This is a genomic window from Paraburkholderia sp. UYCP14C (genome assembly GCF_004197395.1).
In the GTDB taxonomy this organism is placed as follows: Bacteria; Pseudomonadota; Gammaproteobacteria; order Burkholderiales; family Burkholderiaceae; genus Paraburkholderia.
Genome location: NZ_SELS01000003.1, coordinates 218114 through 244290, shown reverse-complemented (window position 1 = coordinate 244290; position 26177 = coordinate 218114). Strand labels below are relative to the sequence as shown.

Here is a 26177-nt window from a genome sequence, read left to right as displayed (position 1 = left end):
CCCATCACTCTAGTCTGCGTAACGCCGCCGCGAACCAGCCCGGCGGCACGCATCCGCTAGAATTGCGGGTTTTCCCCGACATTCGGCGCGCAACACGCGTGCACCACTGGAGACCCACGCCAATGTCCCTGTTCCGCAAAAAGAGCGTCGAGCACATGCTCGCGGCGAGCGCGCAGACCGCCGGCCTGAAAAAAGCGCTCGGCGCGCTCGACCTGACTTTCCTCGGCGTCGGCGCCATCATCGGCACCGGCATCTTCGTGCTGACCGGCACGGGCGCCTTGCAGGCCGGCCCCGCGCTGATGATCTCGTTCGTGGTCGCGGCGATCGCCTGCGGCTTCGCCGCGCTCGCCTACGCCGAATTCGCGTCGACGATTCCGGTCGCCGGTTCGATCTATACGTACTCGTACGCGACGCTCGGCGAACTGGCCGCGTGGATCATCGGCTGGGACCTGATGCTCGAGTACGGGCTCGCGACCTCGGCGGTGTCGGTCGGCTGGTCCGGCTATCTGCAGTCGCTGCTGTCGGGCTTCGGCGCGTCGCTGCCGATGGCGCTGACCGCGGCCCCCGGCGCCGTCCCCGGACACGAAACGCTGTTCAACCTGCCCGCCTTCCTCGTGATGATGGCGATCACCACGCTGCTGTCCGTCGGCGTGCGCGAATCCGCGCGGATCAACAACATCATGGTTGCGATCAAGGTGACCGTCGTGCTGCTCGTGATCGGCGTCGGCGTGTTTCACGTCACGCCGGCCAACTGGCACCCGTTCATGCCGCACGGCTGGAGCGGCGTGTTCGGCGCGGCCGCGGTGATGTTCTTCGCGTTCATCGGCTTCGACTCGGTGTCGTCGGCGGCCGAAGAGGTGAGGAACCCGAAGCGCGATCTGCCGATCGGCATCATCGCGTCGCTCGGCGTGTGCGCGGTGCTGTACGTGGCCGTGGCCGCGGTCGTCACCGGCATCGTGCCGTCCGAGAAGTTCATGGGCATCTCGCACCCGGTGTCGTACGCGCTGCAGTTGGCCGGGCAGAACTGGGTCGCGGGCTTCATCGACCTCGGCGCGGTGCTCGGCATGCTGACCGTAATTCTCGTGATGGCCTACGGTCAGACGCGGGTGATCTTCGCGATGTCGCGCGACGGCCTGCTGCCAGCGAAGCTGTCGAAAGTGCATCCGCGCTTCGCGACGCCGTTCTTCACGACGTGGCTCGTCGGTATCTTCTTCGGCCTGATCGGCGCGCTGGTGCCGCTCAATGTGTTGGCTGAACTGATCAATATCGGCACGCTCGCGGCGTTCTCGATGGTGTCGATCGCCGTACTCGTGCTGCGCAAGACGCACCCCGAGCTGCCGCGCGCGTTCCGTTGCCCGGGCGTGCCGGTCGTGCCGGTGCTCGCGGTCGCATCGTGCCTGTTCCTGATGCTGAACCTGCAAGGCATCACATGGGGTGCGTTCGTGATCTGGCTGCTGATCGGCCTGGTCATCTATTTCGGCTACTCGCGCCGTCATTCGAAACTGGCAAAGTAACGCGCCGTTCCAACGAGGCCAAGCCAATGCGCTGAATGCGCGCGAGCGCGGCCTCGCTTTCCGCTGATCTATCGATGCGCCCCGTCATGCTCCGCATGACGGGGCGCATGTCTTTTCGGCGCTCCGTTGCGTGGCTGCCATGCTTCGCTTCGTGCGCTCGCGCGCGCCGAACACACTTCCCCTCATAGCGCGTCCGCGCGATTTGTGCTTTACTTTTCGGCAGACTTGTAAAACCCGCAGCACCCTCATCGGACCTCGCGAGTCGTAGTGGGCAAGCAGTCAGCACGCAGTCGAAGCACAGCAGGGGCAATAACAATCACAGGTCCGGTCTCACCCACAGCAACTATCTTGCATGGGATCGTGGTCTGCGCCGAGGCGGGGATCCATACGCCGAAGCGCGCGCTCCGATCAATTAAGGAGACAGCTTCATGGCGATCAGCATCAGTCTGACGGTCAATGGCGCGCCCGTGAGCGCCTCAGTCGACCCTGGTACCCTGCTTGTCCAGTTCCTACGCGAGCAACTCCGCCTGACCGGCACCCACGTCGGCTGCGATACGGCGCAATGCGGCGCCTGCACCGTGCATCTGAACGGCCGCGCGATCAAGTCCTGCAACATCCTCGCCGCGCAAGCCGACGGCGCGGAAATCACGACCATCGAAGGACTTGCGCAAAACGGCGCGCTGCATCCGATGCAGGCCGCGTTCAAGCACTGTCACGGTCTGCAATGCGGCTTTTGCACGCCGGGCATGGTGATGAACGCGGTGTCGCTGGTGCAGCGTCAACCCGATCTGACCGGCGACGAAGTGCGCGAGCAGCTCGACGGCAACCTGTGCCGCTGCACGGGCTATCACAACATCGTCAAGGCCGTGCTCGAAGGCGCCGCGGGTATGAAGTCACCCGCCGCATCGAGCGCATCCGCCGGCGCGAATGCCGCCGGCGCAACCGCCGCCTGAGGAGCCGACGATGAACGCACCCGATACACAGAGCCTGATCGGCGCCGCCGTCGAACGCAAGGAAGACTATCGCTTCCTGACCGGCAAAGGCCAGTACACCGACGACATCGTGCTGCCGCAGCAAACTTACGCGGTGTTCCTGCGCTCGCCGCACGCGCACGCGAAGATCACCCGCATCGACACCACCGCCGCCAGGAAATCGCCGGGCGTGGTCGCGATCTTCACCGGCGCGGATCTCGCGGCGGAGAACGTCGGCGGACTGCCGTGCGGCTGGCTGATCCACAGCACCGACGGCAAGCCGATGAACGAGCCGCCGCATCCGGTGATCGCGCATACGAAAGCGCGCCACGTGGGTGACCAGATCGCGCTCGTGATCGCCGAATCGATCAAGGCCGCGAAAGATGCGGCCGAACTGATCGAGGTCGATTACGAAGAGTTGCCGGCCGTCGTCGATACCGCTCATGCGGCCGATCCGGGTCAGGCGGCCGTGCACGACGAGGTGCCCGACAACGTCTGCTACAACTGGGGCCACGGCGACAAGGCCGCGACCGATGCCGCGTTCGCGAAAGCCGCGCACGTGACCACGCTCGACATCGTCAACAACCGCCTCGTGCCGAACGCGATCGAACCGCGCGCGGTCAACGCGAACTATTCGGCGCAGGACGACAGCTACACGCTGTATGTCGCGAATCAGAACCCGCACGTCGAGCGGCTGTTGATGGCCGCGTTCGTGCTGTCGCTGCCGGAATCGAAGCTGCGTGTGATCGCGCCGGACGTCGGCGGCGGCTTCGGCTCGAAGATCTTCCTGTATGCGGAAGACGTCGCGCTCACCTGGGCATCGAAGAAGATCGGCCGGCCGGTCAAATGGACGGCCGAGCGCTCCGAGGCGTTCCTGTCCGATGCGCACGGCCGCGATCACGTGACCAAAGCCGAGCTTGCGCTGGACCCCGACGGCAAGTTCCTCGCGATGCGCGTGCACACGATCGCAAACATGGGCGCGTATCTGTCGACGTTCGCCTCGAGCGTGCCGACGATCCTGTACGCGACGCTGCTCGCCGGCCAATACGCGACGCCCGCGATCTACGCCGAAGTGAAGGCGGTCTTCACCAACACCGTTCCCGTCGATGCGTATCGCGGCGCGGGCCGGCCGGAGGCGACCTTCGTCGTCGAGCGCCTGGTCGAAGCCGCGGCGCGCGAGATGAAGCTCGACCCCGCGGAAATCCGCCGCCGCAACTTCATCACGCAGTTCCCGTACGCGACGCCGGTCGGCCTCACGTATGACACCGGCGACTACAACGCGATCCTGTCGCGCTCGCTCGAACTCGCGGACGTCGCGGGCTTCGCCGCGCGTCGGCAGGAATCCGAAAAGAACGGCAAGCGACGCGGCCTCGGCTACTCGTGCTACATCGAGGCATGCGGTCTCGCGCCGTCGAACATCGCGGGCGCGCTCGGTGCGCGCGCGGGCCTGTTCGAAGTCGGCCAGATTCGCGTGCACCCGACCGGCTCGGTCACCGTCTTTACGGGCTCGCATAGCCACGGCCAGGGGCATGAGACGACTTTCGCGCAGGTGGTCGCGGATCGCCTCGGCATACCGCTCGAAAGCGTCGAGATCGTCCACGGCGACACCGGCCGCATCGCGTTCGGCATGGGCACGTATGGCTCGCGTTCGATCGCGGTCGGCGGCTCGGCGATCTCGAAGGCGCTCGACAAGATCGAAGCCAAGGCGAAGAAGATCGCCGCGCATCTGCTCGAAGCGTCGGCGGAAGACATCGAGTTCAAGAACGGCGTGTTCCGCGTCGCGGGTACCGACCGCACCAAGGCGTTCGCGGAAATCTCGCTCGCCGCGTACGTGCCGCACAACTATCCGCTCGACGTGCTCGAACCGGGACTCGAAGAAAGCGCGTTCTACGACCCGACCAACTTCACGTATCCGTCGGGCGCGTATATCTGCGAGATCGAAGTCGATCCGGACACCGGCGAGTGCCGCATCCAGAAGTTCACCGCGGTCGACGATTTCGGCAACGTGATCAATCCGATGATCGTCGAAGGCCAGGTGCATGGCGGCCTCGGGCAAGGCATCGGCCAGGCGATGCTCGAGCGCTGCGTGTACGACAACGACAGCGGCCAGCTGCTGTCCGGCTCGTATATGGACTACGCGATGCCGCATGCGTCCGACCTGCCCGACTTCACGGTCGAGACCTCGAAGGGCACGCCGTGCACGCACAATCCGCTCGGCGTCAAAGGCTGCGGCGAAGCGGGCGCGATCGGCTCGCCGCCAGCGGTGATCAACGCGATCATCGACGCGCTCGCGCCGCTTGGCGTGACCAATCTGCAGATGCCGGCCACGCCGCATCGCGTGTGGTCCGCGATTCAAGCGGCGAAGCAAGCCTGACCCAACGATCCTGAGCGGAGCATTCGACATGTATTCATTCGAGTATCAACGCGCGACGGATCCGCAAGCGGCCGCCGCAGCCCTCACCGCCGACCCCGAAGCGAAGTTCCTTGCCGGCGGCCAGAGCCTACTGCCGACGATGCGCCTGCGTCTCGCGCAGCCGTCGCAACTGATCGACGTAACGCGCATTCCCGCGCTCAAGACGATCACCGTCGACGCCAGCAAAGTGACGATCGGCGCGGCCGTCTGTCACGCCGACGTCGCCGAGCACGCGGACGTGCGGCGCGTGTTGCCCGCGCTCGCCGGGCTGGCCGGCAATATCGGCGATCGCCAGGTGCGCGCGCTCGGCACGATCGGCGGCTCGCTCGCGAACAACGACCCGGCCGCGTGCTACCCGGCCGCGGCGATGGGCCTCGACGCGACGATCGTCACGGACCGGCGGCGCATCACGTCGGGCGATTTCTTCGTCGGCATGTACGAGACCGCGCTCGAACCCGACGAGCTGATCGTCGCCGTCGAGTTTCCGGTGCCCGAGCGGGCCGCGTACGAGAAGTTCCGCAATCCGGCCTCGCACTTCGCGCTGGTCGGCGTGTTCGTCGCGAAGTCCGCGAGCGGTGTGCGGGTCGCGGTGACGGGTGCGGCGTCGTCGGTATTTCGCGTGCCCGAGCTCGAAAGCGCGCTGTCGGCGAACTTCACGCCCGAGGCGGCACGCGCGGTCAGCGTGTCGCCCGACGAGCTGAACGAGGACATGCATGCGAGCGCCGCGTATCGCGCGCATCTGATTCCGGTGCTCGCCGCGCGCGCGGTCACGAAGGCGAATGCCTAGCGAGCCTCGCTGAGTCACCCGGCTTCGCGCGCGCTCACAGCGCGGCGCGCGCGAGCCGGCTTCGTTCACTTCGCGAGCAGGCGCGAGAGTTCGACGCCGACCTCGCGCCCATTGCGTTCTTCACTCGCGCCACGCTTTGCCACGGCCTGTCGCGCAGATTCAGGACCACCATGCAGCCGGCTTCGATCGACGACACCCTCGCCCAACTCGCCGCCCAACGCTATTTCGCGAGCCGCGAGCTGGCGACCGCGCTATATCTCGCGCTACGCATGGAGCGGCCGTTGTTCGTCGAAGGCGAGCCGGGCGTCGGCAAAACCGAGCTCGCGAAAGCCGCGGCCGGCATGCTCGGCACCACGCTGCTGCGGCTGCAATGCTACGAAGGCCTCGACACCGCGAGCGCGCTGTATGAATGGGACTACCCGCGCCAGATCATGGCGCTGCGGCTTGCCGAAGCGAGCGGCGAGCGCCCCGACAACGACACGCTGTATCGCGGCGAATTCCTGCTGAAGCGTCCGCTTCTGCAAGCGCTGCTGCCGGACGAAAACCATCCCGGCGCGCGGCGCGTGCTGCTGATCGACGAAATCGACCGCGCCGACGAACCGTTCGAGGCCTTCCTGCTCGAACTCCTTTCGGATTTCCAGGTATCGATTCCCGAATACGGCACCGTGCGCGCGGCGCAGCCACCGCTCGTGATCATGACGTCGAACCGCACGCGCGAAGTGCACGACGCGTTGAAGCGCCGCTGTCTGTACCAATGGATTGGCTATCCGGATCGCGAGCGCGAACTCGAGATCGTCGCCGCGCGCGCGCCGCATACGTCGGCGCAGTTGCAGCGGCGCGCGGTCGATTTCGTGCATCGGCTGCGCGGCATGGATCTGTTCAAGGCGCCCGGCATCGCTGAAACGATCGACTGGTGCCGCGCGCTCGAAGCGCTGTCGGTCACGGAGCTCGATCCGCAATCGGTGCAGAACACGCTCGGCGTGCTGCTCAAGTATCAGGACGATCTCGCGCGCGTGGATGCGGCGCAGATCGCGCAGTGTCTGGCCGAATGAGGATCGTTGGCATGGCGAACGAAACCGGCTCGGACACGCACGACGACGAGAACCAGCAAACCGCGCCGATGCTGGCGCGCAACGTCGTCCATTTCGTGCGCGTGCTGCGCGGCGCCGGTTTGCCGATGTCACCCGCCCAAGCAGTCGACGCGCTCGCCGCGTTGCAGTGGATCGACCTCGGCCGCCGCGACGACGTGCGCGCCGCGCTCGCCGCGCTGCTCGTCACCGCTCCCGACGAACGCGAACTCTTCAATGCCGCGTTCGATCTGTTCTGGCGCGACCCCGATTGGGAAGGCAAGCTGCGCGCGCTGCTGCTGCCGAAAGTGCGCGACGGGTTGCCGCCGCCGAAGCGCAACAACCGTCTCGCCGATGCACTCGCGGTGCGCATGCCACCGTCGCCGCATCTGCCTACGCCGCAGGAAACCGAGCAGCACGAGTTGCATGCGCAGTTGACGTTCAGCGCGGAGGAGCGGTTGCGTCATCGCGATTTCGACACGCTCAGCGCCGACGAGTGGCGCACGCTGCGCCATCTGATTCGCGGCCAGCGGCTGCCGCTCGCCACCGAACCGACGCGGCGCCTGAAGGCGGCGTCGCACGGCACCCATGCGGACCTGCGCGCGAGCGCACGGCACGCGGTGCGCGCGGGCGGCGACTGGACCGTATGGAAATATCGCGCGAGGACCGAGCGCAAGCCGCCGCTGGTGCTGCTGCTCGACATTTCCGGTTCGATGAGCAACTACTCGCGCGCGGTGCTCTACTTCTGCCACGCGCTGCTGCACTCGCGCGAACGTCTGCAGGTGTTTCTGTTCGGCACGCGGCTCACGAATGCGACGCGCGCATTGCGCGAGCGTGATCCTGACGTCGCGATCGCGACGCTCAGCGATCAGGTGGTCGACTGGTCGGGCGGCACGCGCATCGGCGCCGCGCTCGCCGAGTTCAACCGGCGCTGGGCGCGCCGCGTGCTCACCGGTCGTGCGACGGTGCTGCTCGTCACCGACGGTCTCGATCACGAAGCGATCGACGTGCTCGACACCGAAATGGCGCGGCTCGCACGCTTCGCGCATCGCATCGTATGGCTCAATCCGCTGCTGCGGTTCAGCGGCTTCACTCCGAAAGCGCGTGGCGTGCAGGCGATCCTGCCGTATGTCGACGCGCATCGTCCGGTTCATAATCTAGACAGTCTCGCCGCGTTCGGCCACGACCTCGCGCAATTGACGCGCGCGCCTCGTCACGCCGACGCCGCGACGACACTCGCAGGAGCAACCTCATGGAATTGAGCGAAACGCATACGCTCCCAGTTGCGCAGCAGCAAACGTGGGACGCGTTGAACGACACCGAGATTCTGCGCGGCTGCATCCCCGGCTGCGAAAGCATCGAGCCGGACGGCGAAAACGCGTACCTGGTCACGCTGAGCGCGGCGGTCGGTCCGGTCAAGGCGCGCTTCAAGGGGCGCATGCAACTGACCGATATCGACGCACCGAACACCTACACGATCGTGTTCGAAGGCCAGGGCGGCGCCGCGGGCTTTGCCAAAGGCAACGCGCAGGTCACGCTCGAAGCCGACGGCGATGCCGCCACGAAGCTCGCCTACACTGCCCACGCGCAGGTCGGCGGCAAGCTCGCGCAGATCGGCTCGCGGCTCGTCGACGGTGCGGCGCGCAAGATTGCCGGGGAGTTTTTCAAGCGCTTCGGTACCCAGCTCTCGGGTGACAATAACGCTGATGAAGCAGCGGACGGCGACGCCTCGGTGGATACCGACGCCGAAGCCGCGTCGGCGTCCGAGCAAACGGAATCGAACGAGGCCGCGGACGGCGAGTCCGGCGGCGAAGCAAAGAAGGGGAAGAAATCATGGACAGCGTGGATCTCGAAGTTCTGAAGACCAGCGCCCGTTGGCTGGAGGACGGACATCGCGCGCTCCTCGTGACGGTCGTGAAGACCTGGGGCTCGTCGCCGCGTCCCGAGGGCGCGATGCTCGCGGTGCGCGACGACGGCCTCGTGGTGGGGTCGGTGTCGGGCGGCTGCATCGAAGACGATCTGATCGATCGCGTACGGCAGCGTGGCATCGAGCAGACCCATCCGGAAGCGGTGAAGTACGGCATCACGGCCGAGGAAGCGCATCGCTTCGGGCTGCCATGCGGCGGCACGATCCAGCTCGTGCTCGAACCGTTGACCCGGCAAAGCGGCATCGCCGAGCTGTGTCACGCGGTCGAAAACGGCCGGCTCGTCGCGCGCGAACTCGACATGGCGACGGGCGCGGTACAGCTCGACAACGCACAGGCAACCGACGGCGTGCATTTCGACGATGAGCGTCTGCTGACGATCCACGGCCCGCGCTACCGGATGCTCGTGATCGGCGCCGGGCAATTGTCGCGCTACCTGTGCCATATCGCGGTGGGGCTCGACTATCAGGTGACGGTCTGCGATCCGCGCGAGGAATACACCGAGGAATGGGACGTGCCCGGCACGAAGATCGTACGCACGATGCCGGACGATACCGTGACCGAGATGAAGCTCGACGAGCGCTGTGCGGTGATCGCGCTCACGCACGATCCGAAGCTCGACGATCTCGCGCTGATGGAAGCGTTGAAGACGCCGGCGTTTTACGTCGGCGCGCTCGGCTCGCGCCGGAACAATCACGCGCGACGCGAACGCCTGAAGGAGTTCGATCTGAACGAAGCCGAACTGGCCCGCTTGCATGGACCTGTCGGCATTTATATCGGCAGCAGGACGCCGCCCGAGATCGCGGTGTCGATTCTGGCGGAAGTCACGGCGGCGAAAAATGGCGTGTCGCTGCCGACGCTATTGCAGGTTGAAGGCGCGAAAGCCGCGCGGGAAATTGCGGCGTCGGGTGGCGCCGCTTGCAGCGTGTAGTCCGGCGGTTCAGCCGACGACGCGGAGGGCGCGAGAGGTGCCTCCCGCGCTCACATCAACCCGCAAACCAGCGCCACGACCACCGAGCCGCCCACCAGCACCACGCCCACGGTGCGGCGTTTATTCAATTCGGTCCACAACAGCACGCCGGTCAAGGACAGCAGAATCAGGCTGCCCGCGATCGTGTCGATCAACAGCACCCAGCCGACGCTGAGACCCACGCCCTTGTGCAGATTGCTCAGCGTCGCGAGAAACGAGTTGCGCGTGCGCTTCACCGACACGAAACCGTTGCCGACCCAGTACTCGGCCTGCACGCTGTGGCCCGGGCCCATGATGCCGACCTGCCACTGCTCCGGTTGCATCGTGCTGTGGTCGCCCCACGCGACCGGATGCGCGGGCTCGCGCTTCGCGCGCCCCGGCTTGCCGTCGATCTTCAGCTCGCCCTGCAGCCACTTCGCCATCTCCATCGGCGAGTGCAGCGTTTTCTCGGGCACCGCGATCTGCATGTCCTCGACCTGCCGCGCGCCCGTCGAAATTTTCAGCGGACCGCCGCGATGATTGAGCAGGAAGCCGGTCACGCCGAACATCAGCCCGAGCACCGCGCCCCACAAGCCGACCCAGCCGTGCACGTTGCGCAGCCACCTGATAAAGGTCGCACGCCGCGAGCGCTGCCGCCGCGCTATCTGCGGCATGGCGACGCCCGGCGTAGCGACGCCCGGCACATCGGATATAGGTTTGAAATCGATCGATTCAGGCGCGTTCACAACGGACTCCAGCCGCAACGGTGAGAAGAATTCGAGGAAGAAGAGGCGGATCGTCCGGCTTGCGGTCCGGACGGCCCGCATGAAGGGCTGGCTGGCAGTCACAGAGGAGGAGAAATGTGACAGAACGCTGGCGACGCCTTTCAATTGAGAATCGTTATCATTACACAGTTAAGTGTTTTGCTCAATGTCGGCTGACGCCGGCACGCCGTGCATACCCGCCAGGCAATCTTTCGATCGCTTCCCAATGCGCGCCGGCCGCTTGACATCCGCGCGGCGCGAAACGACGCTAGCTGGCGATCCCGTCAACGCCGTCGTCCGGATACCTGCCGTCATGCGACTCTGCCTCGTGGTCCTTGCCTTCGCCGGCTGGCTGGCCGGCATTCACGCCGCGAGCGCGAGCGAGCCGGTCAGACTGGCCGATCCCTACACCAACGAGGGCGAGACGCAGACCTTCACCGTCAACGCGGACGGCTCGTATGCAAAGCTCGATTCGATGACGCTGCGCGTGAACAACGAAGCCGGCGTCGAGCGGGTCGCGCAGCAATACGTCTGGTTCAACCGCAACATGGCCGACGTGCAGATTCTCGAGGCCTACACGGTCACCGCCGACGGCAAGCGTCACGATGTTGTGCCCGAGCAGATCCGCGACGTGCAGGAAGTTCGTTCGTTCGACGCGCCGATGTTCCAGGACATTCAGGAAAAGGTGATCGTGTTCCCCGCGGTGGAACCCGGCGCGCGCGTGCATCTGACGTACCGCAAGACGCAGCGTCAGCCGATCGTGCCGGGCGAATTCAGCGACTTCACGCCGCCCGACCTCGCACCGACGCGCAACTTCCGCCTGATCTACGACCTGCCCGCCGACAAGCCGCTGTACGCGGACGCGCGCGGCTTCAGCGCGGTGACGCCGGTCACGCGCGACGGCCGCACGCGCTACGAATTCCGCTACGACAAGGCGCATTTCGACCGGCTCGAACGCGGCTCGGTCGCGTACGTGTCGTACGGTGATCGGCTGATGGTGTCGACCTTCCCGAGCTATGCCGCGTTCGCCGCGTCCTATCGCAGCTCCGCGGCCGACCCGGGCACGCACGACACCGCCATCACCCAGCTTGCGCAGCAGTTGACCGCGCACGATCACACCCCCCACGACAAAGCCAAAACGCTGTACGACTGGGTTCGCCACAATATCCGCTATGTCGCGATCTATGTCGGACGCGGCTCCGTCGTGCCGCACGGCGCGAGCGCGATCCTGGCGAATCGTTATGGCGACTGCAAAGATCACGTCGCGCTGTACGGCGCGCTGCTCGACGCAGTCGGCGTGCGTAACGAGCCGGCGCTGATCAGCAGCGGCACGATCTACACGCTGCCGAGCGTGCCGGGCTACGGCGTCATCAATCATGCGATCACGTGGCTGCCCGATTTGCAGCTATACGCGGATTCGACCGCGTCGAACGTCGAATTCGGCTTTCTGCCTTCGTCCGACATGGACCGCCCCACTGTGCTGATCGACGACGGCGTGCTCGCGCGAACGCCCGCTACCGCGCAGATGTCGCGCAGCACCGACCTCGCGATCAAGATCGAACCGGATGGCTCGGCGAGCTTCACGTATCGGCTGCAGGATGTGGGACCGTACGCCGAGCAGGCCCGCGCGCGGCTGCGCACGCAAACGCCCGCGCAGCGCGAGGAATCGATTCAGGCCGAGCTGCGCAACGCGAATCTGCGCGGCACCGCGACAATGACGACGAGCGACCTCCGCGCGGCCGACGGCCCGCTCACGCTGACGATGAAAGGCACGCTCGAGAGTCTCGTGGTGACCGGCATGACCGCCTCGATTCCGGCCTTGACGAGCCTCGGCGGCGGCGTCGAAGCCGACACACGCTACTGGCTCGGCGAACGCAGGCGCACGCAGCCGTTCGTGTGCCACAACCTCGCGATCCACGAACGCGCGCGCATCGAGCTGCCCGCCAATTTCCGCGTGCTCGACATGCCGGAGGCGCAACGCACCCAGGACCGCTTCGTCGATTTCACTTCGCAGTACGCGTTCGATCCGCTCAGCAACGTGGTCACGATGGCGCGCGACGGCGCCACCCATTTCGACAGCGACGTCTGCACGCCGGATGATTTCACGCGCATGCGTCCCGCGATCGAAGCGATCGGGCGGGACGTGCGCGCGGAGGTGATCGTCAGATCGACGTTGGTGGAGTCGTCGAACGTGGCGTCGCAGGCGCCTTGAGCGTCAACAGGTCAAACCGGCCACAACGGCCCTTCCTGCATCGCGCCGATCTGCTCGCGCATCTCAAGGATACGATCCTCCCAGTAGCGCTGCGTGTTGAACCACGGAAACGCGGCCGGAAACGCCGGATCGTTCCAGCGGCGGGCGAGCCACGCCTGATAGTGAATCAGCCGCAACGTGCGCAGCGCTTCGATCAGATACAGTTCGCGCGGCTCGAAGTCGCAGAAATCCTCGTAGCCGGCCAGCAGATCAGTCAGCGCGCGCGACGCCTCCGCGCGCTCGCCCGGCAGCAGCAGCCACAGATCCTGAATCGCGGGGCCCATGCGGCTGTCGTCGAAATCGACGAAATGCGGGCCCGCGTCGGTCCACAGCACATTGCTCGGATGACAGTCGCCGTGCAGACGCAGCGAGCGAATCTCGCCGGCCCGCTCGAACGCGCGCGCGACGCCTTCGAGCGCGAGATTCACGGCGGTTTCCCACGCGGTGCGCAGGTCGCCGGGCACGAAGCCGTGCGCAAGCAGGAAGTCGCGCGGCTCGTAGCCGAAGGTATCGATGTTCAGCGTGGGACGTTCGACGTAGTCGTGGGTCTGCCCGATCGCATGAATGCGTCCGATGAAACGTCCCAGCCATTCGAGCGTGTCGCGTCGGTCGAGATCCGGCGCGCGGCCACCGCGTCGCTCGAAGACCGAGAAGCGGAAGCCGTCGAAGCTATGCAGCGTGCGGCCATCGAGCACGCGCGCGGTCACCGCTGGAATCTCGCGCGCGGCGAGTTCGGCGACGAACGTGTGCTCTTCGAGAATCGCCGCGTCGCTCCAACGCTCGGGACGATAGAACTTCGCGACCACGGGTGGGCCGTCTTCGACGCCGACCTGGTACACGCGATTTTCGTAGCTGTTGAGCGGCAGCAGACGGCCGTCGGTACGCACGCCAGTCGGTGCGAGCACGTTGTCGAGCGCATCGAGCACGGTTTCCGGCGTGAGCCGCGCGAACGGCACGGCGCCGTTGGCACCGGCCTCGGGATGGGAATTGTCGGGAATAGTGTCGTTCATGCCCCGCATTGTGCGCCGCGCCGCGGCTAAAGACGAGGGCGACGACTCACGATGCGTGCTTTGAATTGCGGGAAATTGCGGGGGTTTGCAGCGCGGGCCGTGGATCGAGGCGCGCATCGACCCACTGCGATGCCGGCGAGCCGATCTCACCTTACAGCATCACTACAGCCCGCACCTGCGTGTCACACGACGGCAATGAGCAACCGGTAAGCCTCTCGTTCAATGCGTCTGCGCGCCGGCCGGACGTATCACGTCGCCGGTATCGATCAGATCTTCGAGGAAAAAGGGTTCGGTATTGAGCTGCTGCGATGCACCGGGTTCGCCGGCGTACCACGCCACCATCGCCATGTCCCCAAGAATGCGCATGACGATTCCGCGCGCGCCTTGCGGCACGGCGATATGTACCGATCGGACAATGGAACCGACTTCCATGATATTTCCCCGCTTCCCGTAGCCGGCTTTATGATTTCACGCCGGTCGAGGTGATGATAAAAACGCCGCTTCGCATTGGACGTTGCGTGCGCACTTAATCTGCCGCGCGCATAGCGCGTGAGAGCTTCGAGTCATTGTTCCCGCTTTGCGGGGCTTTGGGAAGGCGAATAGAAGGCTTTCACCAGTCGTTTCGCCCTATTCCCATTACGCTGCGCACGGCCGATGATCTCGGCGTCAGACGTCGTAATGAAGACCATCATAAACCCTGCGGGGGGAGACATCAAAAACGTGCATCGCCAGAACGATCTGAATGATGCGGGCGCCGCGCAGCTTCGCGCCTGCCTTCGCACCGACGTGCGCGCGTCGGTTGCCGATCCGCGCGGCGCGTGCGCCGCTCATTTCATTCGTCTGCGCTAGTCATGTGGATCGTTCGTCTCGCGCTGCGGCGCCCCTATACCTTCGTCGTGCTGGCGCTGCTGCTGCTGATCGTCGGACCCCTGACGATTCTGCGCACGCCCACGGACATCTTTCCGAACATCGATATTCCGGTGCTCTCGGTGATCTGGTCGTACAACGGCCTGCCCGCCGACGAAATGGAGAAGCGCATCACGCTGAACTACGAGCGCGGCTTGTCGGTGGCGGTCAACGATATCGAGCACACGGAATCGACGTCGCTGAACGGCATCACGGTCATCAAGATCTTTTTCCAGCCTGGCGCGAATATCGACGAAGCGCTCGCCCAGGTCACCGCGCTGTCGCAGTCGCAAGTGCGTTCGCTGCCGCCCGGCATCACGCCGCCGTTCATCCTGCGCTATAACGCGTCGACGGTGCCGATTCTGCGGCTCGCGTTGTCGTCCGCGTCGCTGACCGAGCAGGAGCTGTACGACTTCGGCAATAACTTCCTGAAGACGCAGCTCGCCACCGTGCCGGGCGCATCCGCACCGCTGCCGTATGGCGGCAAGCAGCGGCAGATCATGGTCGATATCGATTCGCGCAAGCTGCAGGAGCGCAATCTGTCGCCGATGGATGTGGTCACCGCGGTCTCCGCGCAGAACCTGATCCTGCCTTCGGGCACCGCGAAAATCGGCTCGACCGAGTACTCGGTCGAGATGAACGGCAGCCCCGATTCGCTCGCCGGTCTGAACAACATTCCGATCCGCACCACCGCGAACGGCACCGTCTATATCCGCGACGTCGCGCACGTGCGCGACGGCTACCAGCCGCAGACCAACATCGTGCGCGTGAACGGCCAGCGCGCCGCGCTGCTGACGATCAACAAAAGCGGCAACACGTCCACGCTCGATATCGTCGACCGCATCAAGACGATGATGCCGACGCTGCGCAATCTGGTGCCAGCGTCGCTGAATATCGACCCCGTCGCCGACCAGTCGCTGTTCGTGCGTGCGTCGGTGCAGGGCGTATTGCGTGAAGCGCTGATCGCCGCGTGCCTGACGGGCCTGATGATTCTGCTGTTCCTCGGCAACTGGCGCGCGACGCTGATCATCGCGGTGTCGATTCCGTTGTCGATGATCACGTCGATCATCGCGTTGTCCGCGCTCGGTCAGACGATCAACATCATGACGCTCGGCGGCCTCGCGCTCGCGGTCGGGATTCTCGTCGACGATGCGACCGTCGCGATCGAAAACATCAGCCATCAGCTCGAACAGGGCAAGACGCTCGAACAGGCGATTCTCGACGGCGCGCATCAGATCGCGATTCCGACGCTCGTATCGACGCTGTCGATCTGCATCGTCTTCGTGCCGATGTTTCTGCTCACCGGCGTCGCGCACTATCTGTTCATTCCGCTCGCCGAAGCGGTGGTGTTCGCGATGCTCGCGTCGTACTTCTTCTCGCGTACGCTCGTGCCGACGCTCGCGAAGTATCTGCTGCGCCATCACCACAAGCCCGCGGATTCGCATCACGCACCGGTGCAAACGCGCAATCCGTTCATGCGCGTGCACTACGCGTTCGAGCGCGGTTTTTCGCGTTTGCGCGAGCGCTATCGCGGCTTTCTCGAAGCGCGTGTCGCGAAGCCGGGTCTGTTCGTCACGCTGTTTCTCGTGTGCTGCTGCGTGTCGCTGCTGTTGCTGCCGTTTATCGGCCGCGACTTTTTTCCTGCCGTCGATGCCGGCACGATCGCGCTGCACATGCGCGCGAAAACCGGCATGCGGGTCGAGGAAACCGCGGTGCTGACCGATCGCGTCGATGCGCGCATCCGTCAGCTGATTCCGGCCGGCGAGCTGCATTCGATCATCGATAACATCGGCCTCCCGGTGTCGGGCATCAACCTGTCGTACAGCAACACGGGCACGATCGGCACCTCGGACTCGGACATTCTGATAACGCTGAACCCCGATCATCATCCGAGCGCCGGCTATGTGCGCACGCTGCGGCGCACGCTCAGCGATGAATTCCCCGGCGTGCAGTTCGCGTTCCTGCCCGCCGATATCGTCAGTCAGACGCTCAATTTCGGCATGCCGTCGCCGATCGACATCCAGATCGTCGGCCGTGAGGTGGCCGCCAATCGCGCGTTCGCCGCGAAGCTGCTGAACCGTCTGCGCACGGTGCCGGGGCTTGCCGATGCGCGCATCCAGCAACCCGCCGATCTGCCGCGGATCTTCATCGACGTCGATCGCACGCGCGCGCAGCAAGCTGGTTTTTCGCAGCGCGATATCGCGAGCGATCTGCTGATCACGCTGTCGGGCAGCCAGCAGACCACGCCGACGTTCTGGCTCAATCCGCGCAATGGCGTCAGCTACAACGTGATCACCGAAGCGCCGCAATACACGATCGATTCGCTGCAATCGCTCGCGAACATTCCGTTGAACGCCAACGGCCGCAGCAACATTCTCGGCTCGCTCGCGACGATGCGCCGCGAAGCCGGCAACGCGGTGCTCACGCACTACAACGCGCAGACCACGATCGACATCTATGGCACCGCCGACGGCCGCGATCTCGGCGGCGTGTCCGACGACATCCGCAGGATCATCGACGAGTCGAAAGCCGAGTTGCCGAAAACCTCGACGATCGAGGTGCGCGGCCAGGTGCAAACGATGAACGCGTCATTCTCGGGGCTGCTCGCCGGTCTGCTGTTCGCGGTGCTGCTCGTGTATCTGCTGATCGTCGTCAACTTCCAGTCGTGGCTCGATCCATTCATCATCATCACGGCGCTGCCGGGCGCGCTCGCGGGCATCGTGTGGATGCTGTTCCTCACGCACACCACGCTGTCGATCCCTGCCCTCACCGGCGCGATCATGTGTATCGGCATCGCGACCGCGAACTCGATTCTGGTGATCAGCTTCGCGCGCGAACAGTTGCTGCTGCATGGCGACGCGACGCGCGCGGCGATCGAAGCGGGCTTCACGCGTTTCCGCCCGGTGCTGATGACCGCGCTCGCGATGGTGATCGGCATGGTGCCGATGGCGATCGGTCTCGGCGAAGGCGGCGAGCAGAACGCGCCGCTCGGGCGCGCGGTGATCGGCGGCCTCGCGGTCGGCACGCTGGCCACGCTGATCTTCGTGCCGGTCGTGTTCTCGATGATTTATCGACGGCTCGCGGCACGGCATCAGCGTGCCGCGGAGCATGTGGTGCAAAAGCCATGAAGATCCGGCACGCGATGACCGTACCAGCCGGCACGCGCAGCGTGCGAGGCCACAGCACAAGAGGCAGCAACGACTGCCCATGCAATTTCAGAGGGGAAGTTCGATGGAAGCAAAACGTCCCGACGGCTCGGCTTCGGGCGCTGGTTCGCACGGCCGCGCCGCGCATGACCCGGCGAAAGTGCGACGCACGCGCCTGGTCATGGTCGTGGCCGCTGTCGCAGTGCTCGCGCTCGCCGCGCAAGGCATCTGGTCGCGTCACGATGCGCATGTGGCGCTCGAGCGCGATGCCGAGCATGCGAGCCAGATGAGCGTCGAAGTCGTACAGCCGCAGAAGTCGACGGCCGGGCTCGATCTCGTGTTGCCCGGCAACGTGCAGGCCTTTCTCGACACGCCGATCTACGCGCGCACCAACGGCTATCTGAAGAAGTGGTACGCCGACATCGGCGCGCACGTGAAGGCCGGCCAGCTGCTCGCGGAAATCGACACGCCCGAAGTCGACGACCAGTTGCGCGCAGCCCGCGCCGATCTCGCAAACGCCGAAGCGAATTACGCGCTCGCGAAAAGCACCGCGGATCGCTGGACGGATATGCTCAGGAGCAAGTCGGTGTCGAAGCAGGAGACCGACGAAAAAGTCGGCGACATGCTCGCGAAAAAAGCCACGCTCGACGCCGCGCGTTTCAACGTCGCGCGACTCGAAAAAACGCAATCGTTCCAGAAGGTCTATGCGCCGTTCGACGGTACCGTGACCGCGCGCAACGTCGACGTCGGCGCGCTGATCGACGCGGGCAGCTCGGGCGGTCCCGCGAAGGAGCTGTTTCATGTCGCGCAGGCGGACCGGCTGCGCGTCTACGTGAACGTGCCGCAAGCCTATGCGCAGCAGGTGCGGGCGCAGCAGAGCGCGTTCCTGACGCTGACCGAGACGCCGTCGCGTCATTATCCGGGCTCCGTCGCGCGCACCGCGGGCGCGGTCGATCCGCAGCAGCGCACGATGCTGGTCGAAGTCGACGTCGACAATCGCAGCGGCGAGCTGTTGCCGGGCGCGTACGCGCAGGTGCATTTCGCGCTCGGCGCGGGCACGGCGTCGTTCACGCTGCCGGGCAATGCGCTCCTGTTCCGCCCCGACGGCGTCAAGGTCGCGACCGTCGATCCGCAGCACAAGGTGAAGCTGCTGCCGGTGTCGCTCGGCACGGACTTCGGCACGCGCGTCGCGATCGTGTCGGGTTTGCAGGGCAACGAGCAGGTGATCCTGAATCCGCAGGATTCGATCGTCGATGGCGCGCCGGTGCGGATCGTGCCGCGCAAGGCGGAAGGCGGTGCGGCTTCGGAAGGCGCGACTGGAGCGGCCGGCGCGGCGGCCAGCGCGCCGGCGGTGCGAGGCGCCGCGCGGCCGGCCGCGAGGACGTGATCATGACGAGGTCGGTTTTGCGGCGTGTACTGGCGTCATCGGCTGGGTTCGCGCCGGGATCCGCGAGCGTTTGCATTCGCGCATCGGCGGTCGTGCTGAGTCTCGCCGGCGCGCTCGGCGCCTGCACCGTCGGCCCCGACTACGTGAAGCCCGCCGCCGTCACGCCAGCGACCTGGCGCGAACTCGAAGGCACCGGCTGGAAGCCCGCGCGACCCGCCGACACGCTCACGCGCGGCGCGTGGTGGCGCATCTACGGCGACGCGTCGCTCGATGCGCTCGAACCACAGGTCGCGAGCGCGAACCAGGACGTGCAAGCCGCCGAAGCGCGCTTTCGCGCGGCGCGCGCGAGCGTCGCGCAATATCGCTCGCAATTCTTCCCGGTGGTCGCCGCGGGTGCCCAGTATTCGCGCACGAGGACCTCGCAGAACGTGCTGCATAAATCGACCGCCGGGCTCACGCTGAACGACTACCTGGTGCAGGTCGACGCGTCGTGGGAACCCGATCTGTGGGGCCGCGTGTCGCGCAGCGTCGAAGGCGCGAAGGCCGGCGCGCAGGCGAGCGCCGCCGACGTCGACGCGGCACTGCTGTCGATGCAGGCCGAGCTCGCCACCGATTACTTCGAGCTGCGCGGACTCGATCAGGAGCGTCAACTCCTCGACGACACGATCAAGGCCTACCAGGAAGCGCTCGAACTGACGCAGCATCGGTACGCGGGCGGCATCGCGACCGACGCCGACGTCGCGCAGGCGCAGACGCAGTTGAAGACGACCCAGGCGCAGGCGCTCGACCTCGGCGTGCAGCGCGCGCAGCTCGAACATGCGATCGCGATCCTGATCGGCCAGCCGCCATCGACCTTCACGCTGCCTGTCGCGCCGCTCGTCGCGGTGCCGGTGGTCGCGGCGACCGGCGTGCCGTCCGGATTGCTCGAACGGCGTCCCGATATCGCGGCGGCCGAGCGGCACGTCGCCGCGATGAACGCGCAGATCGGCGTGGCGACCGCGGCGTTTTTCCCGAACCTCGTGCTGGCCGTGACGGGCGGACTCGAAGCGACCAACTACAGCCAGTGGCTGCTCGCGCCGAGCCGGCTATGGTCGCTCGGACCGACGCTCGCGGGCACGCTGCTCGACTTCGGCGGCCGCGCGGCCGTCAAGGAGCAGGCCAGCGCGCATTACGACGAAAGCGTCGCGCAATATCGGCAGACGGTGCTGAACGCGTTCGGCCAGGTCGAGGACAATCTCGCCGCGCTGCGCGTGCTCGAACAGGAAGCCGCTGCGCAGGACGAAGCGGTCGCGGCCGCGCAACGGGCGCTGGCGGTCGTGTCCGACCGCTACAGGAACGGCGCGATCACCTATCTCGACGTGGTCGTCGCGCAGACCACCACGCTCACCAACGAGCGCAACGCAGTTTCGATCGCGCGCCGCCGGATGGCCGCGAGCGTCGCGCTCGTGAAGGCGCTCGGCGGCGGATGGGATACGTCGGTGCTGCCGGGCGATGAGGAGCCGGGCGTCGATACGCTCGTGCATCCGACGGAGACTTCGGGGGCGACGTCGGCGCCGGCGATAGTGCCAGCCAGCGAAGCCGCGACGCACGGCTGATAAGCGCGGTTAGCGCGGAGAAATTGGCGCGCCGCATGCTGCCTGTGACGAGCTGCGGGAACGCTGCATCCGTATCGTCGCGTCTGCCGGCCGGCCTTCTTGCACGCTAGTGTGCCCGCGCAGCCGCCCCGATACGCGTTTTCAACGTATCCTTAACACCTTTGCGCGTTTCCGTGTGACCCAAGGAGTTCTGTTGTGACCCTGCCGCCGCAATCCCAGCGGACTGCATCTGCCGTTCCCTCCCCTTCCGCAGCTTCAGCAGGTTCAGCCGCTTCCGCCCGCGCCACCGCCGCGTCGAACGTCCCCTATCTCGAACGCGGCTCACGCGCGTACTGGCGCGCGAGTGTCGCGCTGCTGTTCGCCGGCTACGCGACGTTCTCATTGCTCTACTGCGTGCAGCCGTTGCTGCCGTCGTTCTCCGAAGCGTTCAACGTGACACCGGCGCAAAGCAGTCTGTCGCTGTCGCTATCCACGGCGGCGCTCGCGCTCGCGATTTTCGTCGCCGGTTTCGTCTCCGAGGGTTGGAGCCGGCACAAGCTGATGACGCTATCGCTGACGGTGTCGTCGGTGCTGACGATCGGCGTATCGGTCGCACCGCACTGGCATCAGCTGCTCGTGCTGCGCATGCTCGAAGGGCTCGCGCTCGGCGGCGTGCCGGCCGTCGCGATGGCCTATCTCGCCGAGGAAGTGCATCCCGACGGTCTCGGTCTTGCGATGGGCCTGTACGTCGGCGGCACGGCGATCGGCGGCATGGCTGGGCGGGTGATCACCGGCGTGGTCGCGGATCTGTTTTCGTGGCGCGTCGCAATCGGCACGATCGGCGTGCTCGGCCTGCTGTCGATGCTCGCGTTCCGCGCGCTGCTGCCGCCGTCGCGCCATTTCGTGCCGCGTCGCGGGCTCGGCTTCGCGCATCACCGTACGCTGCTGCTGCGCCAGTTCACGCGACCGGGCCTGCCGCTGCTGTTCCTGCTCGGCTTCGTGCTGATGGGCAGCTTCGTCACGCTGTACAACTACATCGGCTACCGTCTGCTCGCGCCGCCGTATCGGCTGAATCAGACCGAGATCGGCGCGATTTTCATCGTCTATCTGACCGGCGTGGTCGCGTCGCCGTGGTCCGGGCGTATGGCCGATACGTTCGGCCGCGCGCGGGTGCTGATCGCGAGCCTGCTGCTGATGATGTTCGGTCTTGCGCTGACGATGCTGCATCCGCTCGCGGCGATCGCGACCGGCATCGCGTGCGTGACGTTCGGCTTCTTCGCCGGGCACTCGGTCGCGAGCGGCTGGGTCGGGCGTCTGGCGAAAGACGCAAAAGGCCAGGCCGCTGCGCTGTATCTGCTCGCGTACTACATCGGCTCGAGCCTGGTCGGCTCGTATGGCGGCCATGTGTGGGCCGGTCATGGCTGGAACGGCGTCGTCGGGCTGGTCGGTGTGCTGCTCGTGATCGGCTTGATCGCGGCGAAGCGCCTGCGCGGACGCGAATAGTCTGGCGGATCGGCGCTCGCGACGCGGTGCGGTGCGGCTGCCGCGAGCCGCCTGCAATCACCTATCCGCATGAGTCGGCGACAAAGCGAAAGGATTGCGTAAGCGAACGTTTCGTCTTTTTCGCCGTGTTTTGTTGCGCCGCGCCAATCGCCGCGCGCCCCGCCGCAGCGGGGTTCAGCAGCTTGCGAATAAGCGCCGAAGCGCCACGTTGCGCCATCTCGCCGCTTCATCTGTCTCCTATACTCGATTCGTGCACTGGCGACGCATGATTTCGAAGCGGCAGCCTCTGCCGGAGCGACATAGCAACCATGCTGCATGGGAGGAGACGAAGATGACCTACTTTACGATCGGCGATTTCATCCTGGTCATTCCGATGGCATTGGCGGGCGCGCTATTCGTTGGCGCACTGCCGTGCAAGACCGAGGTGCGACACAACGCGCTGCGTGTGCTGGGCGCGCTGATCGGTGTGATGTGCGCGGTGGCGCTGGTCGAGGGTCTGCCGGCGCTCGTGTAGCGACTCGGGCGCAGCATCAACTAAAAAGCCGCACGCTGAGCGTGCGGCTTCGTTTTGCCGTTCACCCGTCCGCCGCTTGCGCGGACGGTCCGTTACGCGATCAGATCGCCTGATCCGTCGACGGCTTTTCCCACAGATTGATCCCGCCTTCGGTCGCATAGCGATCGATTTCGGCGAGTTCGTCGGCCGAGAATGCGAGGTTCTTCAGCGCGCCGACGTTCTCGCGCACCTGCTCCGCACGGCTCGCGCCGATCAGCACCGAGGTCACGCGCTGATCGCGCAACGCCCACGCGAGCGCCATCTGCGCGAGGCTCTGACCACGGCGCTGCGCGATGTCGTTGAGCTTCCTCACGTGTTCGATGTTCTGCGGGTTCAGATGCTCGTCTTTCAGCGAACCGCCGCCCGGCTTGTTGACGCGCGCATCGGCCGGCACGCCGTTCAGATACTTGCCGGTCAATAGCCCCTGCGCGAGCGGCGTGAACGCGATTGCGCCTGCGCCGACTTCGTCGAGCGTATCGAGCAGGTCCTGTTCGATCCAGCGATTCAGCATGTTGTACGCCGGCTGATGGATCAGCAGCGGCACCTTGTATTCGGCGAGCAGCTTCGTCATTTCGAGCGTCTTCGCCGACGAATACGACGAGATGCCGATATACAGCGCCTTGCCCTGCTGCACCGCGCTGGCCAATGCGCCCGCGGTTTCCTCGAGCGGCGTGTGCGCGTCGAAGCGATGCGAATAGAAGATGTCGACGTAGTCGAGGCCCATGCGCTGCAGGCTCTGATCGAGGCTCGCGAGCACGTACTTGCGCGAGCCGCCGCCCTGGCCGTACGGACCGGGCCACATATCCCAACCCGCCTTCGACGAAATCAGCAGCTCGTCGCGATACGGTTTGAAATCGTCCTTGAACAGACGGCCGAAATTGGTTTCCGCGCTGCCGTACGGCGGGCCATAGTTGTTTGCCAGATCGAAGTGCGTGATACCGAGGTCGAAGGCCGTGCGCAGGATGTCGCGCTGCGTCGAGATCGGCGTGGTGTCGCCGAAGTTGTGCCACAGGCCGAGCGACAGTGCCGGCAGTTTGAGACCCGACTTGCCGCAGACGCGGTATTGCATGTCCGAATAGCGTTCTGAAGCTGCTTGGTAAGCCATTGCTAGTGTCCTTGTCGATGAGATCGCCCGAGGATTGCGGGCGTGAGGATTCGCGCGTTGCGGGAGGCGTGCTGCTCGGGAGATTTATTGTTGTGGTGACGTTGCGGTGCGGCCAGACCGCTATGTTAGCCAATCGCCGTGGCGCTTGCAGGCACCCAGTATGCGGGATGGACGCGCACGCACCGCTCACCTACACTCTGGCCGGTTCAAGATGATGGGAGGTGCAGATGACGAAAGCGATTTCGATCGCGCTGATTGTCGGCGGTATCGTGCTGCTGTATTTCGGCGGACAGGCGTTCAATTCGGTGAGCAGCGACGTGTCGCGCTTCTTCACCGGCTCGCCGACCAACAAGGCGATCGTGCTGATCGTCGCAGGTGTGGTGGCGACTCTCGCCGGGCTGACCGGAGTCGCGATGTCGGGGCGCAAGCGCTGAGCGTCGGCGCGAGGCCCGCGACGAAAAAAACTAGAACGCGATCTCGGGCTTCGCGGCCGAGCGCGTGCCGGGCAGCGGCACGTTGCTCACGCCGTGATAGGTGAACACCAGCGAGAACTTCACGTCATTGCTGAGATTCTTGCCGGCCGAGTGCAGCGTGTTGCAGTGGAAGAACAACACGTCGCCGGCCTTCAGCTCGGGCGACACCGCGGTGCGGATCACGGCCTCGTTCTCCGCGAGATCCGCGCGGAAAAATTTCGCTTCGTCGAAACGCTCGGAGGTGAACGCGGCGCTGTGCGATTGCGGCACGAACCACAGCGCGCCGTTATCGACGGTTTCCGGGCCGACCGCGAGCCACACCGACACCAGGTCGTCGCGCTCGAACGACCAGTAGCGCGCGTCGCGATGCCAGCCGGTGAGGCTGCCGTACGCAGGGTGCTTGGTCATCATGCAGTTGTGATGCGCGCGCGACAGACGTGGCTCCTCGCCGAAATACAGCTCCATCCAGCCGCGGATTTCCGGCGCAGTCGCCCATTGCGCGAACGCGGGGTGACGGCCATACGCGTCGAGCAGGCGCCGCACCGTATGTCCACCCGGCGCATCCTTCGATGACGGCGCGCCCGGATACTGCAGATCCGCTTCGAATTCGATCGGCGCCGCCGCTTCCTGCAGCTGACGCTGCGCGACCCGCTTCAGCTCGTCGCAACGCTCCGGCGACACGAGTCCTGACACGACGACAAAACCCTGCTCCCGCAACGTTTGAATCTGCTCTTTCTTCGAATGGAGTGACATGGCGTTCCGTTACTGTCGACTAACTGATGCTCGATTGTAAAACGGGCGCGATCGCGGTGCGTCGTTTCGCGACGAGTGGCTGTTGCGTGCTGCGGATGTTTTGCTCCGCTCGCCTTCGCGTTTCGCGGCGCGCCCATGCACCGGTTTCAGGCGCGCGGCGCACTTGCACCGCACATTCGCTGGGCAAACCCGCACGCAAATCGCCCGCAAAGGCTGGGGTCAGACTGGCATCGGAGCCGATTCGATCCTGGGCGTATACGGTCTCGCAGGGTAATAACCCGACTTTCTGACGTCACGATTCCCGTGTAGCCTGCTCGCATGTTGATCGTCGCTTACGCAGTTTTCTGTTGTGCGCAGGCCGTCAGGGCTCGTGCCGTCGGTTTCTCCGCGTTGTACCTTCGCTGCGCCCGGCGCCGTGTTTCGCGTCGCGCGCTCCCGCGCCACGACCCGCGCCGAATTTCCGGCTTTCAAACCGTTCATCGGAACCCCGTCATTGGCACATATGGTGCTGTCTGTCCGTGCGCATCCGATGCACGTGCCGACGTGCGGTCCATTGCCTAAATGTGAAGCCATGCATACTCTTTTGAGCACCCGTCTTACCCGCGCCGCGCTGAAAGCGGCGCGTCCCGCGCACCGTCATATGACTCGGGCGCTGCGCCACCATGCCGCTCGCACCCGCGCGCTCGGCGAGCAGTGGCGCGACGCGAAGGCCGTCGACGGCTTCCGCACCTGGTTCCATACGTTCTTCTCGGCGCTGCGCCAGCAGAGCGGCACGCGCCGTCTGTCGCTGCGTACGCTGCTGCGCAAACCGACGCCGCTGCGCCTCACGGTCGCGAAACGTGCACCGGCGGAGCGCACGCCGGCGGAGCGGACGCCGGCGAGTCGTCGGCCGCGTCGGTTGTCGACGAGCAGCAGCGGCTGGTTCGCGTTCGCGTTTGCGAGCCGGTGAGTTGCAGTTGCGCGTTGAGTGGCTAGACAGCTGATCTGCTGACCGGCAGCCCGTTCATCGTTGGGCTTTCTTCTAGCACCACTAGACTTCGAGCGCGCCGCCTCGACGAAGTACCGCGTGTGGCGACGTCGTTGCGCGATCGATAGACAAAGAAAAACCCCGCCCGGCTCACGCCGG

Annotated in this window: 22 protein-coding genes; 16 read left to right on the top strand and 6 right to left on the bottom strand. The window is 65.6% G+C overall.

Going from position 1 to position 26177, the window contains the following annotated elements; genetic code table 11:
* Positions 1-122 precede the first annotated feature (122 nt).
* The 8 genes from EVC45_RS04210 (at position 123) to EVC45_RS04175 (ending at position 9608) form a co-directional block, all read left to right on the top strand.
* Entirely contained in the window at positions 123-1514 is a 1392-nt protein-coding gene (locus tag EVC45_RS04210) for an amino acid permease (RefSeq protein WP_129956775.1), read from the top strand.
* A gap of 428 nt (positions 1515-1942) precedes the next feature.
* Positions 1943-2467, top strand: coding sequence for a (2Fe-2S)-binding protein (locus EVC45_RS04205; protein ID WP_129956774.1), 525 nt, complete (start codon positions 1943-1945; stop codon positions 2465-2467).
* Positions 2468-2477: 10 nt separating this feature from the next.
* A complete protein-coding gene (locus EVC45_RS04200) occupies positions 2478-4859 on the top strand; it encodes a xanthine dehydrogenase family protein molybdopterin-binding subunit (protein WP_129956773.1) in 2382 nt (793 codons plus the stop codon).
* 28 nt (positions 4860-4887) lie between these two features.
* Entirely contained in the window at positions 4888-5685 is a 798-nt protein-coding gene (locus EVC45_RS04195) for a xanthine dehydrogenase family protein subunit M (RefSeq protein ID WP_129956772.1), read from the top strand.
* Positions 5686-5855: 170 nt separating this feature from the next.
* Positions 5856-6737, top strand: a complete 882-nt coding sequence (locus tag EVC45_RS04190) for a MoxR family ATPase (RefSeq protein WP_129956771.1) — start codon at positions 5856-5858, stop codon at positions 6735-6737.
* 11 nt (positions 6738-6748) lie between these two features.
* Positions 6749-8014: a VWA domain-containing protein gene (locus EVC45_RS04185; RefSeq protein ID WP_129956770.1), complete on the top strand. Its 1266-nt coding sequence runs from the start codon at positions 6749-6751 to the stop codon at positions 8012-8014.
* Positions 8005-8613: a CoxG family protein gene (locus EVC45_RS04180; RefSeq protein ID WP_129956769.1), complete on the top strand. Its 609-nt coding sequence runs from the start codon at positions 8005-8007 to the stop codon at positions 8611-8613. Before EVC45_RS04185 ends, EVC45_RS04180 begins: the two co-directional genes overlap by 10 nt.
* Positions 8586-9608, top strand: a complete 1023-nt coding sequence (locus EVC45_RS04175; protein ID WP_129956768.1) for an XdhC family protein — start codon at positions 8586-8588, stop codon at positions 9606-9608. Before EVC45_RS04180 ends, EVC45_RS04175 begins: the two co-directional genes overlap by 28 nt.
* A gap of 50 nt (positions 9609-9658) precedes the next feature.
* On the opposite strand, the gene EVC45_RS04170 is transcribed toward EVC45_RS04175, so the two are convergent.
* On the bottom strand, positions 9659-10372 hold the full coding sequence (locus tag EVC45_RS04170; protein WP_129956767.1) for a PepSY-associated TM helix domain-containing protein: 714 nt from the start codon (positions 10370-10372) through the stop codon (positions 9659-9661).
* A 331-nt stretch (positions 10373-10703) separates the two neighbouring features.
* Between EVC45_RS04170 and EVC45_RS04165 the strand changes: the two genes are divergently transcribed.
* Entirely contained in the window at positions 10704-12602 is a 1899-nt protein-coding gene (locus EVC45_RS04165; RefSeq protein WP_129956766.1) for a DUF3857 and transglutaminase domain-containing protein, read from the top strand.
* Between the two features lie 11 nt (positions 12603-12613).
* On the opposite strand, the gene EVC45_RS04160 is transcribed toward EVC45_RS04165, so the two are convergent.
* The 3 genes from EVC45_RS04160 to EVC45_RS45475 form a co-directional block, all read right to left on the bottom strand.
* On the bottom strand, positions 12614-13660 hold the full coding sequence (locus tag EVC45_RS04160) for a serine/threonine protein kinase (RefSeq protein ID WP_373682982.1): 1047 nt from the start codon (positions 13658-13660) through the stop codon (positions 12614-12616).
* Between the two features lie 210 nt (positions 13661-13870).
* A complete protein-coding gene (locus EVC45_RS04155; RefSeq protein ID WP_129956764.1) occupies positions 13871-14083 on the bottom strand; it encodes a hypothetical protein in 213 nt (70 codons plus the stop codon).
* 234 nt (positions 14084-14317) lie between these two features.
* Positions 14318-14482 carry a hypothetical protein gene (locus EVC45_RS45475; protein WP_168991396.1) on the bottom strand — a complete coding sequence of 55 codons (165 nt, stop codon included), beginning with the start codon at positions 14480-14482 and terminating at the stop codon, positions 14318-14320.
* A 20-nt stretch (positions 14483-14502) separates the two neighbouring features.
* Between EVC45_RS45475 and EVC45_RS04150 the strand changes: the two genes are divergently transcribed.
* The 5 genes from EVC45_RS04150 to EVC45_RS04130 all read left to right on the top strand — a co-directional run bounded on the left by EVC45_RS04150 (position 14503) and on the right by EVC45_RS04130 (position 22681).
* Positions 14503-17685, top strand: a complete 3183-nt coding sequence (locus tag EVC45_RS04150) for an efflux RND transporter permease subunit (protein ID WP_129956763.1) — start codon at positions 14503-14505, stop codon at positions 17683-17685.
* Positions 17686-17788: 103 nt separating this feature from the next.
* Positions 17789-19090 carry an efflux RND transporter periplasmic adaptor subunit gene (locus tag EVC45_RS04145; protein WP_129956762.1) on the top strand — a complete coding sequence of 434 codons (1302 nt, stop codon included), beginning with the start codon at positions 17789-17791 and terminating at the stop codon, positions 19088-19090.
* Positions 19091-19092: 2 nt separating this feature from the next.
* Complete coding sequence (locus EVC45_RS04140; RefSeq protein WP_168991395.1) at positions 19093-20685, top strand: efflux transporter outer membrane subunit; 1593 nt, start codon at positions 19093-19095, stop codon at positions 20683-20685.
* Positions 20686-20880: 195 nt separating this feature from the next.
* A complete protein-coding gene (locus EVC45_RS04135) occupies positions 20881-22167 on the top strand; it encodes an MFS transporter (RefSeq protein WP_129956760.1) in 1287 nt (428 codons plus the stop codon).
* 331 nt (positions 22168-22498) lie between these two features.
* Positions 22499-22681, top strand: a complete 183-nt coding sequence (locus tag EVC45_RS04130; protein WP_129956759.1) for a hypothetical protein — start codon at positions 22499-22501, stop codon at positions 22679-22681.
* Positions 22682-22781: 100 nt separating this feature from the next.
* Here EVC45_RS04130 and mgrA read toward each other — a convergent pair whose 3' ends face one another.
* Positions 22782-23825: an L-glyceraldehyde 3-phosphate reductase gene (gene mgrA / locus EVC45_RS04125; protein WP_129956758.1), complete on the bottom strand. Its 1044-nt coding sequence runs from the start codon at positions 23823-23825 to the stop codon at positions 22782-22784.
* Positions 23826-24052: 227 nt separating this feature from the next.
* Here mgrA and EVC45_RS04120 point away from each other — a divergent pair, with 227 nt between their 5' ends.
* The gene (locus EVC45_RS04120) at positions 24053-24259 is read left to right on the top strand and encodes a DUF3185 family protein (protein WP_129956757.1); all 207 of its coding nucleotides are present in this window, start codon (positions 24053-24055) and stop codon (positions 24257-24259) included.
* A gap of 30 nt (positions 24260-24289) precedes the next feature.
* Here the strand turns inward: EVC45_RS04120 and EVC45_RS04115 are convergent, their stop codons facing one another.
* Positions 24290-25051, bottom strand: coding sequence for a phytanoyl-CoA dioxygenase family protein (locus tag EVC45_RS04115; protein WP_129956756.1), 762 nt, complete (start codon positions 25049-25051; stop codon positions 24290-24292).
* Positions 25052-25622: 571 nt separating this feature from the next.
* On the opposite strand from EVC45_RS04115, the gene EVC45_RS04110 reads away from it, so the two are divergent.
* Complete coding sequence (locus EVC45_RS04110) at positions 25623-26000, top strand: hypothetical protein (protein WP_129956755.1); 378 nt, start codon at positions 25623-25625, stop codon at positions 25998-26000.
* Positions 26001-26177: the final 177 nt, after the last annotated feature.

Coding starts and splice junctions, on each gene's coding strand:
- EVC45_RS04145 (WP_129956762.1), top strand. CDS start 17,789: ATGGAAGCAAAACGTCCCGACGGCTCGGCTTCGGGCGCTGGTTCGCAC.
- EVC45_RS04210 (WP_129956775.1), top strand. CDS start 123: ATGTCCCTGTTCCGCAAAAAGAGCGTCGAGCACATGCTCGCGGCGAGC.
- EVC45_RS04185 (WP_129956770.1), top strand. CDS start 6,749: ATGGCGAACGAAACCGGCTCGGACACGCACGACGACGAGAACCAGCAA.
- EVC45_RS04150 (WP_129956763.1), top strand. CDS start 14,503: ATGTGGATCGTTCGTCTCGCGCTGCGGCGCCCCTATACCTTCGTCGTG.
- EVC45_RS04190 (WP_129956771.1), top strand. CDS start 5,856: ATGCAGCCGGCTTCGATCGACGACACCCTCGCCCAACTCGCCGCCCAA.
- mgrA (WP_129956758.1), bottom strand. CDS start 23,825: ATGGCTTACCAAGCAGCTTCAGAACGCTATTCGGACATGCAATACCGC.
- EVC45_RS04130 (WP_129956759.1), top strand. CDS start 22,499: ATGACCTACTTTACGATCGGCGATTTCATCCTGGTCATTCCGATGGCA.
- EVC45_RS04200 (WP_129956773.1), top strand. CDS start 2,478: ATGAACGCACCCGATACACAGAGCCTGATCGGCGCCGCCGTCGAACGC.
- EVC45_RS04115 (WP_129956756.1), bottom strand. CDS start 25,051: ATGTCACTCCATTCGAAGAAAGAGCAGATTCAAACGTTGCGGGAGCAG.
- EVC45_RS45475 (WP_168991396.1), bottom strand. CDS start 14,482: ATGAGCGGCGCACGCGCCGCGCGGATCGGCAACCGACGCGCGCACGTC.
- EVC45_RS04120 (WP_129956757.1), top strand. CDS start 24,053: ATGACGAAAGCGATTTCGATCGCGCTGATTGTCGGCGGTATCGTGCTG.
- EVC45_RS04175 (WP_129956768.1), top strand. CDS start 8,586: ATGGACAGCGTGGATCTCGAAGTTCTGAAGACCAGCGCCCGTTGGCTG.
- EVC45_RS04205 (WP_129956774.1), top strand. CDS start 1,943: ATGGCGATCAGCATCAGTCTGACGGTCAATGGCGCGCCCGTGAGCGCC.
- EVC45_RS04110 (WP_129956755.1), top strand. CDS start 25,623: ATGCATACTCTTTTGAGCACCCGTCTTACCCGCGCCGCGCTGAAAGCG.
- EVC45_RS04155 (WP_129956764.1), bottom strand. CDS start 14,083: ATGGAAGTCGGTTCCATTGTCCGATCGGTACATATCGCCGTGCCGCAA.
- EVC45_RS04140 (WP_168991395.1), top strand. CDS start 19,093: ATGACGAGGTCGGTTTTGCGGCGTGTACTGGCGTCATCGGCTGGGTTC.
- EVC45_RS04160 (WP_373682982.1), bottom strand. CDS start 13,660: ATGCGGGGCATGAACGACACTATTCCCGACAATTCCCATCCCGAGGCC.
- EVC45_RS04195 (WP_129956772.1), top strand. CDS start 4,888: ATGTATTCATTCGAGTATCAACGCGCGACGGATCCGCAAGCGGCCGCC.
- EVC45_RS04180 (WP_129956769.1), top strand. CDS start 8,005: ATGGAATTGAGCGAAACGCATACGCTCCCAGTTGCGCAGCAGCAAACG.
- EVC45_RS04165 (WP_129956766.1), top strand. CDS start 10,704: ATGCGACTCTGCCTCGTGGTCCTTGCCTTCGCCGGCTGGCTGGCCGGC.